The 18,347-nt window shown below is 60.1% G+C and carries 19 protein-coding genes; 16 read left to right on the forward strand and 3 right to left on the reverse strand.

The annotated features are described in order from the left end of the window. Nucleotides 1-47 precede the first annotated feature (47 nt). The 10 genes from ABJO75_RS26315 to ABJO75_RS26360 all read left to right on the forward strand — a co-directional run bounded on the left by ABJO75_RS26315 (nt 48) and on the right by ABJO75_RS26360 (nt 11,404). Nucleotides 48-635 carry a hypothetical protein gene (locus ABJO75_RS26315; protein ID WP_348125702.1) on the forward strand — a complete coding sequence of 196 codons (588 nt, stop codon included), beginning with the start codon at nt 48-50 and terminating at the stop codon, nt 633-635. Beyond that, on the forward strand, nt 550-2,028 hold the full coding sequence (locus ABJO75_RS26320) for a DNA polymerase Y family protein (protein WP_348125465.1): 1,479 nt from the start codon (nt 550-552) through the stop codon (nt 2,026-2,028). The genes ABJO75_RS26315 and ABJO75_RS26320 overlap by 86 nt, the downstream gene beginning before the upstream one ends. Continuing rightward, nucleotides 2,025-5,369 (forward strand): error-prone DNA polymerase, encoded by a 3,345-nt coding sequence (locus ABJO75_RS26325; RefSeq protein ID WP_348125467.1) that lies wholly within the window; start codon nt 2,025-2,027, stop codon nt 5,367-5,369. Before ABJO75_RS26320 ends, ABJO75_RS26325 begins: the two co-directional genes overlap by 4 nt. Before the next feature lie 134 nt (nt 5,370-5,503). Next, entirely contained in the window at nt 5,504-6,202 is a 699-nt protein-coding gene (locus ABJO75_RS26330) for a MotA/TolQ/ExbB proton channel family protein (protein ID WP_348125468.1), read from the forward strand. Beyond that, nucleotides 6,202-6,585 (forward strand): biopolymer transporter ExbD, encoded by a 384-nt coding sequence (locus tag ABJO75_RS26335; protein WP_348125470.1) that lies wholly within the window; start codon nt 6,202-6,204, stop codon nt 6,583-6,585. Before ABJO75_RS26330 ends, ABJO75_RS26335 begins: the two co-directional genes overlap by 1 nt. Before the next feature lie 4 nt (nt 6,586-6,589). Continuing rightward, the gene (locus tag ABJO75_RS26340) at nt 6,590-7,009 is read left to right on the forward strand and encodes a biopolymer transporter ExbD (RefSeq protein ID WP_348125472.1); all 420 of its coding nucleotides are present in this window, start codon (nt 6,590-6,592) and stop codon (nt 7,007-7,009) included. After that, nucleotides 7,006-7,914, forward strand: a complete 909-nt coding sequence (locus ABJO75_RS26345; RefSeq protein ID WP_348125474.1) for a TonB family protein — start codon at nt 7,006-7,008, stop codon at nt 7,912-7,914. Before ABJO75_RS26340 ends, ABJO75_RS26345 begins: the two co-directional genes overlap by 4 nt. Nucleotides 7,915-8,074: 160 nt before the next feature. After that, nucleotides 8,075-9,415: a dimethylsulfonioproprionate lyase DddP gene (gene dddP / locus ABJO75_RS26350; protein WP_348125476.1), complete on the forward strand. Its 1,341-nt coding sequence runs from the start codon at nt 8,075-8,077 to the stop codon at nt 9,413-9,415. A gap of 227 nt (nt 9,416-9,642) precedes the next feature. After that, nucleotides 9,643-10,860 (forward strand): bifunctional alpha/beta hydrolase/OsmC family protein, encoded by a 1,218-nt coding sequence (locus ABJO75_RS26355; RefSeq protein WP_348125478.1) that lies wholly within the window; start codon nt 9,643-9,645, stop codon nt 10,858-10,860. A 295-nt stretch (nt 10,861-11,155) separates the two neighbouring features. Then, on the forward strand, nt 11,156-11,404 hold the full coding sequence (locus ABJO75_RS26360) for a hypothetical protein (RefSeq protein ID WP_348125479.1): 249 nt from the start codon (nt 11,156-11,158) through the stop codon (nt 11,402-11,404). 103 nt (nt 11,405-11,507) lie between these two features. On the opposite strand, the gene ABJO75_RS26365 is transcribed toward ABJO75_RS26360, so the two are convergent. Both ABJO75_RS26365 and ABJO75_RS26370 read right to left on the reverse strand, forming a co-directional pair. Continuing rightward, nucleotides 11,508-12,068, reverse strand: coding sequence for a hypothetical protein (locus tag ABJO75_RS26365; RefSeq protein WP_348125480.1), 561 nt, complete (start codon nt 12,066-12,068; stop codon nt 11,508-11,510). A gap of 118 nt (nt 12,069-12,186) precedes the next feature. Beyond that, nucleotides 12,187-12,774 carry a biotin transporter BioY gene (locus ABJO75_RS26370; RefSeq protein WP_348125482.1) on the reverse strand — a complete coding sequence of 196 codons (588 nt, stop codon included), beginning with the start codon at nt 12,772-12,774 and terminating at the stop codon, nt 12,187-12,189. A gap of 182 nt (nt 12,775-12,956) precedes the next feature. Here ABJO75_RS26370 and ABJO75_RS26375 point away from each other — a divergent pair, with 182 nt between their 5' ends. Beyond that, a complete protein-coding gene (locus ABJO75_RS26375) occupies nt 12,957-13,214 on the forward strand; it encodes a DUF6455 family protein (RefSeq protein WP_348125484.1) in 258 nt (85 codons plus the stop codon). 9 nt (nt 13,215-13,223) lie between these two features. Here ABJO75_RS26375 and ABJO75_RS26380 read toward each other — a convergent pair whose 3' ends face one another. Next, nucleotides 13,224-13,616 carry a DUF6314 family protein gene (locus tag ABJO75_RS26380; protein WP_348125485.1) on the reverse strand — a complete coding sequence of 131 codons (393 nt, stop codon included), beginning with the start codon at nt 13,614-13,616 and terminating at the stop codon, nt 13,224-13,226. A gap of 141 nt (nt 13,617-13,757) precedes the next feature. Between ABJO75_RS26380 and purB the strand changes: the two genes are divergently transcribed. The 5 genes from purB (at nt 13,758) to ABJO75_RS26405 (ending at nt 18,339) form a co-directional block, all read left to right on the forward strand. Continuing rightward, nucleotides 13,758-15,062 carry an adenylosuccinate lyase gene (gene purB, locus ABJO75_RS26385; RefSeq protein WP_348125487.1) on the forward strand — a complete coding sequence of 435 codons (1,305 nt, stop codon included), beginning with the start codon at nt 13,758-13,760 and terminating at the stop codon, nt 15,060-15,062. Nucleotides 15,063-15,208: 146 nt separating this feature from the next. Next, nucleotides 15,209-15,367, forward strand: a complete 159-nt coding sequence (locus ABJO75_RS26390) for a chitin-binding domain-containing protein (protein WP_348125489.1) — start codon at nt 15,209-15,211, stop codon at nt 15,365-15,367. Nucleotides 15,368-15,474: 107 nt separating this feature from the next. Beyond that, on the forward strand, nt 15,475-15,999 hold the full coding sequence (locus ABJO75_RS26395) for a hypothetical protein (RefSeq protein ID WP_348125491.1): 525 nt from the start codon (nt 15,475-15,477) through the stop codon (nt 15,997-15,999). Nucleotides 16,000-16,075: 76 nt separating this feature from the next. After that, nucleotides 16,076-17,164: a FliG C-terminal domain-containing protein gene (locus ABJO75_RS26400; protein ID WP_348125493.1), complete on the forward strand. Its 1,089-nt coding sequence runs from the start codon at nt 16,076-16,078 to the stop codon at nt 17,162-17,164. Nucleotides 17,165-17,469: 305 nt separating this feature from the next. Beyond that, nucleotides 17,470-18,339 carry a DMT family transporter gene (locus ABJO75_RS26405; protein WP_348125495.1) on the forward strand — a complete coding sequence of 290 codons (870 nt, stop codon included), beginning with the start codon at nt 17,470-17,472 and terminating at the stop codon, nt 18,337-18,339. The last annotated feature ends 8 nt before the right edge of the window (nt 18,340-18,347 follow it).

Here is an 18,347-nt window from a genome sequence, read left to right on the forward strand (position 1 = left end):
GATCAACGGTGGTTTCTATCGTCGGAATTCCGGTCTATTTTGGTCGCATGTCCGTTGCCTTTCACACCTGTTTCCCATTGCGCAAAACCCGCGTTCACGAGGTCTGCGGCCCCGGTGCCACTGGCTTTGTCGCCATGGCCTGCGCACGCGCGTCGGGAACTCTGCTGTGGATTCGCGAAAACTGGCACAATGAAACGCCCAGCCCTGTCGGGCTTTGTCGGTTCTTTGATCCCGACAGGCTGCTGATGGCGCAGGCCAAGGATCAGACCAATGCGCTCGCCGTTGCCGAAGAGGCGCTGCGCGATGGCAGCGTGCCACTGGTGATCATCGAACTCAGCCAACCGCTTGGCCTGACTGCCGGGCGACGCCTACAACTGGCCGCCAAGGCAGGCAGATCGACCGGGCTGTGCCTGATTTCCGAGGACATGGGCAGCAATGCCGCCGAGACCCGCTGGCATGCCGCCGCGCTCTATGATCCGGTGCCGCAGGACTCGACACTGATGCGGTGGAAACTTATAAAGAACAAATCAGGAACATTAGGAGCCTGGGATGTTCGATGGGATCACCCGGCGCGTCGTCTCGATGTGGTTTCCCCGCCTGCCCTGCGACCGGGTGCTGCGGGCCCGTCCGGTTGACGCGCCCTTTGCGCTGACGCTGAAACAGAACAATACGGACCGGCTGTATTGCCTGAACAGACAGGCGGAACAGCTTGGTCTTTCGCGCGGCATGCCGTTCTCGGATGCCCGTGCCTTTTGCCCTGATCTGCTGAGCCAGCCCGCCGATCCGCGCGGCGACGCCCGGTTTCTGGCGACCCTGTGTCGCTGGGCCACGCGCTATTGCCCCTGGGTTGGCCCCGAAGGCGAGGACGGTCTGGTTCTGGACATCACCGGCGCGGCGCATCTGCTGGGGGGCGAAGCCGATCTGCTGGCGGATATGCGCAGGCGGATGGCGCGCGCCGGGCTGACATTGCAACTTGGTCTTGCCGATACCCGTGGCGCGGCCTGGGCGCTGGCGCATCACGGCGAAGGTGTGGCCGAACCCGGCGATCCGCTCGCGGCCCTGGGCGGGTTGCCCGTAACAGCACTGCGCCTGCCCGAAGACACCATCACCGGCCTGCAACGGCTGGGCCTGCGGCGGATATCCGATCTGGCGGTGGCACCGCGGGCACCGCTGGCCCGCCGCTTTGGCCGGGGCGTGTTGATGCGGTTGGATCAGGCACTTGGCGAGCAACCCGAAACCATCACTCCGATGGCCGCCCCACCCCATTACGCGGTGCGCCTGACCCTGCCAGAACCGATCGGGCTGGTAGACGATGTAATGGCCGGCACCGCCCGCCTGCTGGACCGGTTGTGCGAGCGGTTGAAGGAACAGGAAACCGGCGCACGGCGGCTTTGCCTGACCCTGCGGCGGATTGATCAGAGCAACCAGCAGGTGGAACTGCGACTGGCCAGCGCCATGCGTGATCCGAAACGCATCCTGCCGCTGTTTGAGCGCGGGGTTGCCGGGGTCGAGGCCGGGTTCGGCATCGACCAGATGCGGCTTGAGGCGGTGCAGGTCGAACCACTGCCGGTGCAGCAGATCAGTTCGGTCAGCGAAGGCAGCACCCAGCAGTTGGACGATCTGATCACCCGGATCGGCACACGGATCGGGCTGGAGAACATCCAGCGGTTTCTGCCTGCCGACAGCCACATCCCCGAACGCAGTTTCCTGATTGCGCCTGCGGCCTATGCCCGCCCCGAAGGGCCGTGGCATGCACCGCGCCCACGTCCGGTGCGGCTGTTTCCACCGGAACCCATCGCCGGAGTCGGCCCCCGCCCGCCCCGGCGTCTGCGCTGGCGGCGAATGGCGTTGGACACCGCCCGCGCCACCGGCCCGGAACGCATCGCCCCGGAATGGTGGATGGAAGACGACGGCTGGCGCAGCGGCGTGCGCGATTACTGGCAGGTCGATACGCGTCAGGGTCGGCGGTTATGGATGTTTTTCACCCCGCAGAACCCCGGTTGGTTCGTGCAGGGAGAATTCGCATGACCGCGCGCCCTGAGCTGACGGGTTATGCCGAATTGGGTGTGACCACGAATTTCACCTTTCTGACCGGGGCATCGCACCCCGAGGAACTGGTGGTGCGCGCCGCCGAACTGGGGCTGCACGCCATTGCCATCACCGACCGCAATTCGCTGGCCGGGGTGGTGCGGGCCTATAGCGCGCTGAACGAACTGCGGCGTGAGGCCGAAGAGGCCGTGCAAATCCGCTCGCAACACCGCACCGACAGTTGCTCGCGTCAAGAGGTTGGCAGCCCCGAAGACATTGCCCGCCCCGCAGGCATTACCCTGCCGCGCCTGATCACCGGCTGCCGTCTGGTGCTGCGGGATTGTCCAGTGCAGTGGATCGCTCTGCCCACGGATCGCGCCGCCTATCATCGCCTGTCCCGCCTGTTGACCAACGGCAAGCGCCGGGCCGAAAAAGGCGCGTGTCATCTGGACCTGCGCGACCTGACAGACGGCTGTCAGGGCATGATCCTGATCGCCCTCCCCCCGGTGGACATGGCCAGCGATCAGGCCGCCACCGCGCGCATCGTCCAGAGCGTCAAACGCCGCTATCCCGGCTCCGTATTTCTTGGCGCAGCGCCGCGCTATGACGGGTCCGATCAGGCGTGGTTTGATACCTGTGCGCGGCTGGCCCTGCGGGTCGGAACCCCGATGGTGGCGGTGGGCGACGTGCTGATGCACCGCGCCGCACGACGGCAGTTGGCCGATGTTCTGACCTGCCTGCGCGAAGGCTGTACTATCGACGAAATCGGCACCCGCGCCCTGCCCAATGGCGAACGGCGTCTCAAGGCGGGCAGCGACATGGCGCGGCTCTATCGCAACCACCCTGCCGCCCTGCGCCGGACGCTGGAAATCGCCGCGCGGTGCAGCTTTTGCCTGAGCGAACTCAGCTATGAATACCCGGACGAGATCGCCGAGGGCGGCGAAACCCCGCAAGAGCGGTTGATGCGGTTGACTGATGAGGGGCTGGCGCGGCGCTGCCCTGACGGCATTCCAGACCGCTATCATGCGTTGGTGAACAAGGAATTGCAGTTGGTCGAGGAACTCGGGTTTGCCGCCTATTTCCTCACGGTGCATGACATCGTGGCCTATGCGCGATCTCTTGGCATCCTGTGTCAGGGGCGCGGGTCAGCCGCCAATTCGATCCTGTGCTGGGCGCTTGGCATCACCGATGTCAGCCCCGACCAGATCGGCATGGTGTTTGAACGTTTCGTGTCGCGCTATCGGGGCGAGCCACCGGATATCGACGTCGATTTCGAACATGAGCGGCGCGAAGAGGTGATCCAGTGGATCTACAAGAAATACGGCCGCCACCGCGCCGGGCTCTGTGCCACCGTCATCCATTTCCGCAGCCGCGCCGCGATCCGTGAGGTGGGCAAGGTGATGGGCCTGTCCCAAGACGTGACCGCAAGCCTGTCGGGGCAGATATGGGGCATGTCCAATGGTGGTGCCGATCCCGACCGCATCCGTGAGCTAGGGCTGGACCTGAACGACCGGCGGCTTGCCCAGACCATCGGGCTGATCGGCGAGATCATCGGCTTTCCCCGCCACCTCAGCCAGCATGTGGGCGGGTTCATCATCACCAAGGGCCGGCTGGACGAACTTTGCCCTATTGAGAACGCGGCGATGGAGGATCGCACCGTCATTGAATGGGACAAGGACGATATCGACACGCTGGGCATTCTCAAGGTCGATGTGCTGAGCCTTGGAATGCTCACCTGTATCCGCAAGGCCTTTGGCCTGATCGAACAGCATGAAGGCAAGACCCTGACCCTCGACACCATTCCGCAGGAAGACGTGGCGACCTATGACATGCTGTGTGTGGCCGATGCGGTTGGGGTGTTTCAGGTGGAAAGCCGCGCGCAGATGAATTTCCTGCCTCGGATGCGGCCCCGCACCTTTTACGATCTGGTGATCGAGGTCGCCATCGTCCGGCCCGGCCCGATTCAAGGGGGCATGGTGCAACCCTTTATCCGGCGGCGTCAGGGGTTGGAAAAGGCCGAACCCTTTGGCCCTGCCCTCGCCGAGGTTACCCGCAAGACCCTTGGTGTGCCGCTGTTTCAGGAACAGGCCATGCAGATCGCCGTTGTGGGCGCAGGGTACACTGCAGAAGAGGCCGACCGGTTGCGTCGCTCGCTGGCGTCGTTCCGGCGCATGGGCACCATCGGCGCGCATCGCGAACGGTTCGTCAACGGGATGCTGGCCAAAGGCTATACCATCGAGGTGGCCGAAAAATGCTTTTCCCAGATCGAAGGCTTTGCCGATTACGGGTTTCCCGAAAGCCACGCGGCCGCCTTTGCCATGCTCACCTATGTGTCCTCCTGGCTGAAACGCCATCACCCGGCGATCTTTGCCTGCGCGCTGCTCAATTCTCAGCCAATGGGATTTTACGCCCCGGCCCAGATCGTGCGCGACGCGCGTGAACACCAGATCGAAATCCGACCCGTCTGTGTGAACCACAGCGATTGGGACAATCATCTGGAGCGGCGCGCAGACGGGGCGCTGGCCTTGCGGCTGGGGTTTCGCCAGGTCAAGGGATTCCGCAAGGAGGATGCCGGGTGGATCACGGCGGCGCGCGGCAATGGTTATACCGATCCCGAGAGCCTGTGGTTGCGGGCGGGCATGGCCCCTCCGGTTCTGGACAGGTTGGCCGAGGCGGATGCCTTTGCGGGCCTCGGCCTGACCCGCAGGGATGCCCTCTGGCAGGTCCGCGCCATCCGCGCGCCCGCGCCCCTGCCGCTGTTTGCGGATCCGCTGGATGGCGAAGGGCTGACCGAACCTGCCGTCGATCTGCCAGTGATGCATCTGGGCGAGGAAGTGGTCGAGGATTACGTCGCCATGCGCCTGTCGCTGCGAGCGCACCCGATGGAGTTGTTGCGCCCCGACCTGCCCGGTCTGACCTTGCACAGCGATCTGGCACAGGTGCCTCTGGGGCAAGCCTCGGTCGCCGGGCTGGTGATCACCCGGCAACGCCCCGGCACCGCCTCGGGCGTGATCTTTCTGACGCTTGAGGATGAAACCGGGGTGTCCAATGTGGTGGTCTGGCCCAAGGTTTACGAACGTTATCGCCGTATCGTCATGGGCGGGCGTCTGTTGCGCGTGACCGGACAGATCCAGCGCGAAGGCATCGTGGTGCATCTGATCGCGGGTACAATCGAGGATCTCTCGCACTGTCTGACCGATCTCGGCCATCCACTGGACGAGGCCATCGGCATCACCCAACCACAGGCCGACGACGCCCCTCGCCCGCCACGCTATCGCAACGGCGCGCGCCATCCGCGCGAACAGGCAAAACAGCTTTTCCCCAGTCGTGATTTCCATTGATCCGTCCGGATACACGGTCAAACCTCTCCCCGCTCGTATCTTGACAGAATTACTCTGCATTAAATCTTGACAAAAATACTCTGCCAAAATAGCGACAAAGGCGTTTCATGGAGCAACCCTGAAAGTGACGCGATATGAATTTCAACGGATCGACAATTCTCGGCACCGAGCAACTGGGCAAACTCTATGAGTTTATCCTGCTTGGAGGCCCGGCGATCTGGGCGATTTCCGCGCTCAGTGTGGTCGCGCTGGCCCTGATCCTCTGGAAAATCTGGCGTCTGGCAATCCTTGGTGCCTGGACTGGCGGCACACGCGCAAAACGTGCCGTGGCCCTGTGGTCAGATGGCGACGAAGAAGCGGCCCTCGATTTGCTGGAAAACCGCCGTACCTGTCGCGCGGTTCTGACCCGCGCGGCAATGACCGCCCGTCACGACATGACGCTGGACGAAGACGCTGCTCGCGAAGAGACCGGCCGCGTCGCCCGCAACCTCATCGCCGGAGCACGCTCGGGTCTGCGTCCACTGGAACTGATCGCAACAATCGCCCCGCTTCTGGGCCTTTTGGGCACGGTGATGGGCATGATCGCCGCCTTTCAAGCCCTGCAAGAGGCCGGCAGCAGCGCCGATCCCGCCACCCTTGCCGGTGGCATCTGGGAGGCGCTCTTGACCACTGCGGCAGGCATGGCCGTGGCCATCCCGGCAGCGGCCGCACTGACATGGTTTGAAAGCATCGTGGATCGCCTGCGCCTGCAGATGGAAGACGCCGCCACCCGCATCTTTCTGCGCCCGACCGTCAATGGCGGCGAACCACGCTTCAGAGCCGCTGCAGAATAATGTTCGATTTCGCCGAAGATCGCCCCCGGCGCAAACCCAGCCTGACGCCGATGATCGACGTGGTGTTCCTTTTGCTGGTGTTTTTCATGCTGGCATCGCGCTTTGGCATAGACATGCATATCCCGCTGAATGTCGCCGGATCCGCCAGCGGAGAAGGCTATTCCGGTCCGCCCCGCCTGATCGACATCGCGCCGGACTCGCTCTTGTTGAACGGCATCTCATTGTCACCAGATGCCCTGCTCGCGCAAATCAGTGACCTTACGAAAAAGCCGGGCGACACGATCATTCTGCGTCCCGCCGACGGGGCAGATCTGCAACGGGTGATTGCGGTCATGGAAACGTTGTCGGGCGCCGGATACACGGCACTTGTGCTGATCGAATAGTCCCGTGCAGTTTTCCGTCCCCCCACGCCGCCAACCGACTGAGAGCATCGTTCCGATGATCAACGTCGTGTTCCTGCTTTTGATCTTTTTCCTGATGTCGGCACAGATCGCGCCACCGGAACCGTTCGACGTCGAGCCTCCCGTGATGGACGAAACCGACTCCGCAGAGGGAGAATTTCGCCTGTACATGGATGCCGAGGGTCAACTGGGATACCTCGACGTTTTTGGCGAGGTCGAGGTATTGGCCGCGCTTACCGCCGCGCGCGAAAGCTATTGCGCCGCCGAACCCTGCCCCCAGGATACGCCACCGCCCCTGATCCTGCGCGCAGATGCCAAACTCGATGCCACCCGGTTGGCCGCTCTCATGCCGAAACTTGGCGCCGCAGGATTCCGCGTCGTGCAACTGGTGACGGCCAAGCAATGAGACGTCTCGCCGAACTTGTGGCGTTTGTGACTGTGGCCCTCGCGGTGCACCTGATCGCCCTCGGCCTGCGGCCTCCGGAGACCGGCCTTGTCGCATCGGGCGAAGGAGGCGAAGCGCTGATGTCGCTTCAGGCCTCGACGGCCAGTATCGCGGAAATGGTCGAGCAATGGGAAAAGCCGCCCGAAACCCCTGCGCCACGGACGCCACCAAAACTTGCGCAACCCAAGATCGAAACGCCCACGCTCCCCCAACCCACGACGGCGGATGCACCCTCTCTCCCGGCTTTGCCCAAAGTGGCAGGTCTCGCCCTGCCACAGCCTGAGGCGCTCCCAGAAGCCGACGCAACTGCACCACCCCCTCCCTCCGTGCCAGAGCCTGAACGTGAACAGGAAACGCCAGAAGAAGTGGAGCAAGAGCAGCCTGAAATCGCTGCGACACGACCGCAATCAAGACCAGCGAGACCCAAGCAACCGGCCCGGAAGAAACCAACGCAAGAGGCCAAGAAGCAAAGCCAAAATTCCGCCGAAAGTGCCGCTCAACGCGCCGCCGGACAGGGTGGCGGGCAACAGGCCGGACTAGGCAACACGTCTGCTGCGGCCACGCTCAGCAAAGGACAACGTCAGACCCTGATGTCCCAATGGGGTGCGCAGGTCCGCGCCCGCATCGAGCGCCGCAAGAAATACCCGCGGGCTGCGCGTGGCGCATCCGGTACCGTCAGGCTGCGCATTAGCGTCGCGTCCAACGGTACCCTGCAGGGCGTTTCTGTCGCCAAATCCTCAGGCAATGCGCATATCGATCAGGCCGGATTACGCGCCGTACAGTCCGCCCGCAAATTTCCAGCTGCGCCCAAGGGCCTACCCAATTCGGTCTCTACGTTCACCTTGCCGATGAGCTTTAGCAAATGATCAACCCGGCTGAGTTGGAACCGTGTTGTGACGCCAGCCGTTCTCTGTCTCGGCACCAATCCGGCTGCGCGATGGGGCCTCAAAACGACACGTTCCCCGTCGCTTTCTGAACGGAAATGCCAAACACCACGCCGCACCCTAATCGCCAAGGAGGTGCGTGATGAACACCCATTACCGCGACATGCGCAAGATCGACCCGACGCAGGGCGACACTCTGAGGGACGGTACGCCGAACAATCAGGACCGCATCGAAATCGGCCCGACCCGGCTGGCCTTGTCAGAGTGGCATACAGCGGGCCTGACCCTGCCCAACCTGCCAGCAATGCGCGACTATCGCTGGGCACGGCTGACGCAGCATCTGGTCGATCGGGACTATGGCGGGCTCTTGATGTTTGACCCGTTGAACATCCGCTATGCCACCGACAGCACCAATATGCAGCTCTGGAACACGCACAACCCATTTCGTGCCGTATTGCTTTGCGCGGATGGTTACATGGTGATGTGGGATTACAAGAACGCGCCGTTCCTCAGCAAATTCAACCCTTTGGTGCGTGAACAGCGTTCCGGCGCGGACCTGTTCTATTTCGACCGGGGCGACAAGGTCGACATCGCCGCCGACAATTTTGCCAACGAAGTGCGCGTCCTGATGAACGAACATGCCCCCGGCAACACGCGCCTGGCGGTCGACAAGGTCATGTTGCACGGGCTTTACGCGCTTCAGGCACAGGGTTTCGACATCAAGGAAGGCGAAGAGGTCACCGAGAAATCCCGCTCCATCAAAGGCCCGGATGAGATTCTCGCCATGCGATGTGCCAGCCATGCCTGCGAAACCGCTGTTCAAGCAATGGAAGAATTCGCACGTGCCAAGGTGCCGGATGCAGAAGTTTCCGAAGATGATATCTGGGCGGTTCTGCACGCTGAAAATATTCGACGCGGCGGCGAGTGGATCGAAACCCGCCTGCTCGCCTCTGGGCCACGCACAAACCCGTGGTTTCAGGAATGTGGCCCGCGCATCGCCCAACCCAACGAGATCATTTCGTTTGATACCGACCTGATCGGGTCCTTCGGCATCTGTGTCGACATTTCCCGCAGTTGGTGGATCGGCGATCAAAAGCCGCGATCTGACATGGTGTACGCCATGCAACACGCACATGAGCACATCATGACCAACATGGAGATGTTGAAGCCCGGCGTCACCATTCCTGAACTCACCGCCAACGCGCACCTGCTGGACGACAAGTTTCAGGCCCAGAAATACGGCTGTATCATGCACGGCGTTGGCCTTTGCGACGAGTGGCCATTGGTATGTTATCCCGACAAGGCTGTGCCCGGGGCTTTCGATTATGCGCTGGAACCCGGCATGGTGCTGTGTGTCGAAGCCTGCGTTGGCGAGGTCGGTGGAGATTTTTCGATCAAACTGGAAGATCAGGTTCTGATCACCGAAGGCGGGTATGAAAACCTGACGACCTATCCGTTTGACGCGGCGCTGATGGGGCGCTGACGCCGGCCCCGTGGTCCGCGCATACTTCGTTGAATACTGATGGCTCCGTCTCGGTGCTGAGGTTGGTTGCCCCGCCAGCCGACCGTTTGGATTGAGCGTGGTACCGACAAAGCCGTTCCGACTTTTTTTGACGTATGCTCCTATGTCGCGAGATAACACATTGTCGTGACACCCCTTTTCCTGCGTGGGTCCAACATTTCATGTATCCATAGAAATCGGAGGTCCCCATGCCAACAGAACGAATTACATTCCCAGGTCATGATGGCGGCGAACTCGCCGCGAGACTTGATCTGCCCGATGGCCCGGTATTGGCAACTGCCTTGTTTGCCCATTGTTTTACCTGTGGCAAAGACATCGCTGCTGCACGCCGGATTGCCGGGCGGCTCGCGAGTATGGGTATTGCGGTGCTGCGCTTTGATTTTACCGGTTTGGGTCACTCTGATGGGGAATTTTCCAATACGTCCTTTTCCTCCAATGTACAGGATCTGGTCGCGGCCGCGAATTGGTTGAAGGCACGGGGCATGGCGCCGGATGTACTCATCGGGCATTCGCTTGGCGGCAGCGCGGTTCTGAAATCTGCGCATGAAATCCATGGCATAAAGGCTGTTGTAACATTGGGCGCGCCGTTCGATCCTGGACATGTGACCCATAACTTTTCGGCATCACTCTCCGAAATCAAGGAGGAAGGGTCCGCGAAAGTCACCCTCGGCGGCCGCCCCTTCACGATCAGCAAGGCGTTCGTCGATGACGTCTGCGCAGAAAAACTTGCGCCAGCGATTGCATCACTTCGCGCGGCGCTCTTGGTGATGCATGCGCCCGGTGACGAAACGGTCGGAATTGAGAATGCCAGCCAGATTTTCCTAGCGGCCAAACATCCAAAGAGCTTTGTGACGTTGGACGATGCGGATCACCTGATCTCGCGGGCGAAGGATTCCGAATACGCAGCGGACGTGATCGCGGCGTGGTTGACCCGCTATGTCGATCTGTCGCCACCCGCCACAGCCGACGGCCCGCCAGAAGGCGTTGTGCGTGTCTCCGAGGCTGACCCAGAAGGTTTTCTGCAAGACGTACAATCCGGCCCCGCGACACATATTTATGCTGACGAACCCAAGGAATTTGGCGGCACCAATCGGGGGCTATCCCCCTATGGTCTGCTTGCGGCCGGACTGGGGGCTTGCACATCGATGACGATCCGGATGTATGCCCGTCGCAAGGGCTGGCCGCTTGATCATGTGACTGTTGATGTGACGCACAACAAAGTTCACGCACAAGATGCCGAGACCGGCAAGTCAAATCGCATCGATACTTTTGTTCGGACAATTGGATTAGTGGGCGATCTGGATGAAGCCCAACGCCAGCGACTGATGGAAATCGCTGACAAATGCCCGGTGCACCAAACGCTAGAACATGGTGCGCGTGTACAGACAAAGCAACGCGCAGAATAGCGACCAGAAGACGATTTGGTCGGTTGGCCCAGGCCCCATCTGGCGTGAGATGGGCGGGCACCCGATCGGGGCGCCCGCCATCATTTCAGAAAACGAAAACCCATCGTTGAAAACAGCCTGACTTGCGGTTGTTTCGCACCAGATCCAGCGGCATGCCGATCAGCGGGCAAGTCTGGCTGCATATCAAATCGAAGTCAACTTGTAGCGGAAATCAAGCGCACCACCAAATGCCGGGATCAGTCATGAACGACGCGTCTTTGACACTGCACGACACAACAATTCAGGAGGCCATTCCTTGATTGTTTCCGACCCTAGACTCAACGCCTTCTCGGCCCTCCTCCTCCGGGAGGACGATGAATTGGTGGTCGCGCCGTGGGCGGTCTGGCAATCGGATGTGAGGGGCGCGGCGGGCGCGTTGATGGTGGAGGTCGCGTACCGGGCGGCGGGCGTGTGCCGGGTGGTGGACGATGCGGAGGCCGTGCGCCATGATAGTAGTAATCGTTCCAGAGCATTGAATCGTAATAGACACCAACACCGGCATTGACGCTGGTAGACGCCGGATCACAGGCGGTGAGACCGACAAACGCACCGGTGAACAAAACTGCCATCAACGACTTACGCAATTTGTTTGATATTCGACCCATGTGCTACCCTCCGACCCGGAACGACGCAAACATGCGGTTGACCCCGGCAAGGTTGTCCTGACCGAACCCTGCCTCCATCACCACGACCGATATCGCCATTCTGTTGTGCGGCAAGTCGATCGCGATGGCAGTGAAGTTCACCGCCTTGCCATCGCGATTGCCGCTGCCGGACACTGTTCGTGCAGGTCGCCCGCCGATCACTTTTTCGGCGCGTTTTTCGATCTCTGCGTTCTTGACCAGAAATGGTCCGATCTCCGACAGATACTCCTTGGCGTCCGCAAAATCGGTTACGCCCGCCGGAGAGATAAACCCAACCCAGATCCTTGACTCAGTCGCCGGTTGCAGACCGATCAGACGGCTGACCGAACGGGACTGATTTACCTTTGGGTCCGAAAGGTCACGCGGTCCGCCGACATGCACTGTCCAGAAATCCGGCGCGTCAAAAGAGAACAGCGCCTTGCCTTTTTCAGTATAGCTCACAGGCGTGTCTGCCTGCGCGACAAGGGCACTCAGGCTCAGCGCAGCAGCGAATGTGGCGATTGACAGTCTTGGGATCATCGGCATTCAAACTTTTCCTCCGGTTGGTTTGATCCTTTCACTGCCAAGCGTGGCTGTAAAGAGCATGAAAAAGGCCCCGGAGAAGCGATCTCCGGGGCCTCGGTATTACTGGATCAAGATTTGTTCAGCGACGAACAGAGCCGACCATTTTCCACAGTGCGGGCAACAGCACAGCCGCAAGCGCCAGTTTGATTGCATCACCAACGAGGAACGGTGTCAGACCCCATTCGACGATCGGCTTGTCCCAACCATAGAGATGGCCCAGCCATGCAAGTCCGGGAAGGTAAATCAATGCGTTACCGATCAGCAGCGCCAGCGCCATCATGCCAAACGACCGGTCCCAACCGCGCGCGGCAAGCGCACCAAGTGCAAGGGTCGCCAGAACATATCCAACCAGATAACCACCGGTTCCGCCCATCATATAGGTCAGGCCCGCGGCTTCGGCGGATGACCCCGCGAATACGTCAAACCCAAGCGCACCGACCAGCATGTAACCGAGGATCGTTACCAGCCCGAGCCGTGCGCCATAGGCCGCGCCAATCGACAGAACTGCAAATGTACCCATCGTGATCGGAACCGGCCACATCGGTACCTTGATCTTGGCGGCAATCGCTAGGGCGAGAACGCCAACCAACACGAGTGCAGCCTGTTTCAGGCGCAGCGCAGTGCCGGATTGCGGGCCGAAGGCCTGTGTGAGAACAGCTTGGGTCATTTGCAATATCCTGTGTTGCGATCTGTTTGACCGCCTTGATGCCGCAGATGCCGCGTTGCAACAAGTGTAATTTGCTGCAACTGCACATCGGGGCTTGATTCAAGTCAATCCGGGCACGTCTGATTTGTGCCATGATAGCGGGGCAAAATGATCAATTCCCACGCCCGTCAAGGAGGCACCCCATGGGTTTTTTCTCGAATCTTTCCAAGAGCACCGATCTGGTCAATGGCATGGCCGAGCGCCTTTGCACCGGGCTGGCCGAGTTGCTGACCCAAGACCCTCAGCGCTATGCGCCGGTGCTGCGCACCATGGCGATCAAATGTAACAGATGCCCTGCTCAGGCCGACTGTAACCGCCTGCAACGTCGCTCGTCTCACTTGGATGCGGCACCGATGTATTGCGTTAACAAACCGGCACTGGATGCCTTGCGCCGCCGCTAGAGCCTGAAATCAACCGTGTGTTCGGCGATACGTGCTGTCCATCCTGTAGGACTTGCGCGGGCCGGACACCTGCCATGTCACCCGGAATTCGGGCCATGATGCAAAATCATAAATGACGTCGTATCGGTCCGGCGCGCACCAATGCGCCGCCTTGCCTCCCAATGGCGGGACATCGTGAAAGAACCGCCCGTCGTCGAAATAGACCGACAACTCCGGTCGCCAGAGGTAACGGCGTTTCGCCACGATCGGCGTACCCTTCCCTATGCGCAGCGTTCCAGATTCCTCCTGACACAGCCCCTCCGCGTCAGGAACCCAGATGGCTTGCCCGTCAAAATGTGCCAGCGTTCCGTCGGAATGTTCGATCCGACGGTTCAACGCCCACGTGCCCTCGAAATCCGGCAAGCATCTCGGCCGATCAGGCATGATACACCACGGGAACATGGGAAAACCGTCTCATCTTCTGTCTCCTGACTTGTCGCGACTGCACCGCCGGTCTATGAGGCGGCGCAAGTCCTGCACAATCATAAAAAGGTGCCGCTGCCAATGATCCCCCGCTATTCCCGCCCTGACATGGTCGCCATCTGGAGCCCGGAAACCAAGTTCCGCATCTGGTACGAGATCGAAGCGCATGCCTGCGATGCCCAAGCCGATCTGGGGGTGATCCCGCGCGAAAACGCAGAAGCCGCGTGGAAAGCCAGGGATGTCGAGTTTGACGTCGCCCGCATCGACGAGATTGAAGCCGTGACCAAGCATGACGTGATCGCGTTCCTCACCCATCTCGCCGAGATCATCGGTAATGATGAAGCCCGTTTTGTGCATCAGGGCATGACCAGCTCGGACGTGCTCGACACGACATTCAACGTGCAACTGGTGCGCGCCGCCGACATCCTTATCGAAGACATGAAAGGGCTGCTCGCCGCTCTGAAACGGCGCGCGCTCGAGCACAAGGATACCGTGCGCATCGGGCGCAGCCACGGCATTCATGCCGAACCCACGACGATGGGTCTGACCTTTGCACGGTTCTATGCGGAAATGGACCGCAACATGACGCGCCTGAAAACGGCGCGCAAAGAAATCGCGACGGGTGCAATTTCCGGCGCAGTTGGCACCTTTGCCAATATCGATCCGGCGGTCGAAGAGCATGTCTGTGCCAAGCTCGGTCTGGAACCGGAACCGATCAGCACTCAGGTCATCCCACGCGACCGTCATGCAGCCTTCTTTGCCGCACTCGGCGTTGTCGGCAGTTCTATCGAGAACATTTCCACTGAAATCCGCCATATGCAGCGCACCGAGGTTCTGGAAGCCGAAGAGTTCTTTTCCAAGGGGCAAAAGGGCAGCAGCGCAATGCCGCACAAGCGCAACCCTGTACTGACCGAAAATCTGACCGGGCTGGCGCGTCTGGTGCGTATGGCCGTTGTGCCCGCTATGGAGAACGTGGCACTCTGGCACGAGCGGGACATCAGCCATTCTTCGGTCGAGCGCAACATCGGGCCCGATACAACGATCACGCTGGATTTCGCGCTCGCGCGACTGACACAGGTTGTGGACAAGCTGGTCATATATCCCGACAACATGCTGGCCAACATGAACAAATTCCGCGGGCTTGTGATGAGTCAGCGGGTGCTTTTGGCGCTGACGCAGGCGGGTGTGTCGCGCGAGGATTCCTATAAACTGGTGCAGCGCAACGCAATGAAGGTCTGGGAAGAAGGCAAGGATTTCAAAACCGAACTCTTGGCCGACGCCGACGTGCTCAAGGCGCTGAGCGCTGAAGAGATCGAGGAGAAATTTGATCTCGCCTATCACACCAAACATGTCGACACGATTTTTGCGCGTGTCTTCAAAGACTAGAACTGCCGAATTTCTTTACAACCTTGGCCCACATTGGCGACCTCACGCCAATGTGGGCCATTTTCGTTTTGTTAAACCCGAGATGCGCGCTACACTCTCCTCCAATGCCCAAGATCAATTGCTCGAAACCTGATTGGAGATCATTCATGACCCTCAAGACTGTCGCAGCAGCACTGGTGCTTATTACCGTCCCGGCCCTGTCCTTTGCCATGTGTTCGGACCGCGAACATCAGGCACAATCCTGTGCACCGGGCATGACGTGGGATGCCGTATCCCAAAGCTGTATCGCTCAAACCAGCAGCTGATTGATCGGTTCGCCGATGTTCTTCGCGCGGGCAGGATATGTTTTTGCCCGACACGCACGTCACGAGTATTCGAAACAACGATTAAACCGAACATGTTGGAGCCGAAAATGCGTATACTTATCCCCTTTCTGATGGCGATCCCCGGAGTGGCTTTTGCCGCAAGTGATGATCCCCCGCCAAAACCGACCAACACGACCAAGTCCTGCGAGGGTGTCAAGGTATGGGACCCGGCAACGCAACAATGCGTTACGCCCAAAGATGCATCTCTGGACAGCGACATCCTCTACGACGCGGCGCGCGAACTCGCCTATGCAGGGCGCTTTGATGATGCGCAGGGTGTACTGGCCGCGATGGCGGACCAGGCGGATGACCGGGTTCTGACCTATTGGGGTTTCACCCATCGCAAGCTCGGTAATCTTGAGCTGGCCAACGTCTTTTACGAGCAGGCGATTGCGCAGAATCCGGACAACATTTTGGCCCGCTCCTACATGGGCCAAGGGTTTGTTGAGGAAGGCCGGATGGACGACGCCATCGCGCAATGGCACGAGATCAAGGATCGTGACGGAACCGGCAGTTGGGCCGAAGCATCGCTGCGCGAGGCAATCCGAACAGGGACGACGTATAGCTACTGATTTTCAGGCTTTGTTTACAGCTTCTGGCCTAGTCTGATTTGGTTCACGGATCAGGTCAAAAGGGCGCGGCCAGAGCATGCAGCAAAATACTCAGGTTTCAACATTGCCGATGGCGACAACACGCGATGTCGCCACACCGTCTCAACTGACCAAGCCGAGTGCGGTGCTCGACACCAAGGCGAAGGCCGCGATTGTCGTACGGCTCCTCCTGAACGAAGGAGCCGATCTACCACTTGAGGATCTGCCCGACGATCTGCAAGCCCGGTTGATCCAGCAGATGGGGTCAATGGGGCTGGTTGACAGGACCACGCTACATTCCGTTGTCGAAGAGTTCGCCGATGTTCTGGATGGCGTAGGGCTTTCCTTTCCTAATGGACTGGCCGAAGCGATCTCGGTCATGGATGGCAAGATCAGCCCGCAAACCGCCGCGCGATTGCGCAAAGAGGCAGGTGTGCGGCAGGCCGGTGATCCGTGGGCACGCCTGAAATTGCTACCCATCGAAGACCTCGTTCGCGTAGCACAGGCTGAATGCACCGAGATTGCCGCGGTTCTGCTGTCAAAACTCGATACCCCCAAGGCGGCTGCGTTGCTTGGCGCCCTGCCCGGCCCGCTGGCGCGGCGCATCACCTATGCGGTGTCACAAACAGGACATGTTACCCCTGATGCCGTGGACAGGATCGGCCTGTCGCTCGCCGCGCAGCTGGATCACAAGGCACCGGTCGCCTTTGATGACGCTCCTGGCGCACGAATCGGCGCCATTCTCAATCAATCTGCTGCTGCGACACGTGACGACATGTTGACAGGGCTGGACGAGACGGATTCTGAATTCGCCACAACGGTGCGCAAATCAATCTTTATCTTTACCCATATTCCCGAACGGGTACGGCCGCGCGATGTGCCGGGACTTGTCCGAGCAGTAGATCAGAATGTTCTGGTCACAGCTCTTGCCGCAGCCAGCGACGATGGCACCAAGGCGACCGCCGAATTCCTGCTTGGAAACATGCCCAGCCGTCTTGCCGACAGTGTCCGTGAAGAAGTGCAAGAAAAAGGCAAGGTCAAGGCGCGGGACGGCGAAGCGGCTATGACCGAGATAATTGCGGCAATCCGGATACAGGAACAGGCCGGGGAACTGGAACTGATCGTTCCTGAGCAAGAGCAGGAGTGAAACATACCGGTATGGTCGGTGAGCCTACTACATTTTCCATCAGCTAACGATCTTAAGAAATTGATTTTAATAAGGTTTAGATGATCCATCTCCAGGCCGGAACGCTTTACGGACTTGTCTAAGATGGCCGGTTCGTGAACTTCGAGATCACGCACACTAGTCAGCCAGTCAACCCACTATTGCCAATCAAGCGCTACACATCCTTGCTGCCCGATAGACACTGAGGCAAGCAGCGCCTATCAGGGTCCGATGAGCATGTGCGCAGCCCGACCTAAACAAACTAGAACCGCAAACTGGGCGTTGAGATGAGCGATCTCGCTATCACGGATGTGCGCAATCGGGCAATTCTGCTCATGATCATGGCGATCTTCTGCTTTACCTTGATGGATGCTTCGGCCAAGGCTCTCGCCCCGCGCATCGGGGTCCTCCCAACCGTATGGGCACGCTATGCCGGGCAGATGGCTCTGGTGCTGATCCTCGTCGCACCTCGTCTGAAAACCGTAGCCCGGACGAGCCAGCCGGTCCTGCAGTTTCTTCGCTCGATCCTGCTGATGAGCGCAACAGCTTTCTTCTTTACCGGCATAAGCATGATCCCTCTGTCAGACGCGGCCGCGCTGATGGCGCTTAATCCGGTTCTGATTACCCTTGGCGCCGCTCTGTTCCTGGGCGAACCCCTTGGCGTGCGCCGTATTGGCGGCATCATCGTTGCACTGATCGGTGCCTTGATCATCATCCGTCCTGGCAGTTCGGTGTTTTCACTGTCGGCCTTGCTGCCGTTGGCTGCTGCTGGCTGCTACTCGGCCTATTCCTTGCTCACCCGGCGGCTCGGGGCTGCAGAAGACGTCTGGACTTCGCTCTTCTACACTGGGCTCGTCGGCACGGTCTTGTTGACGCTCGTGGTCCCCTTTGTCTGGCAGACGCCCGATCTGATCGCATGGGGTCTGATCGGCCTGATCACCCTTTTCGGTACCTTTGGGCAGCTCGCGCTGATCCGTGCGTTCAGTCAGGGAGAGGCCAGCATGCTGGCTCCCTACTCTTACACCGGGCTGGTTTTTGCTGCTCTATGGGGAGCTTTGTTCTTTGCCGAATTGCCCGACGCGTGGACCATCTTTGGCGCTCTTGTGATCGCAGGAGCGGGTCTATATGTCTGGCACCGCGAAACCTTTCGCCGTTGAGAGCCTTG

Source organism: Sedimentitalea sp. (genome assembly GCF_039973035.1).
GTDB lineage: Bacteria > Pseudomonadota > Alphaproteobacteria > Rhodobacterales > Rhodobacteraceae > Sedimentitalea.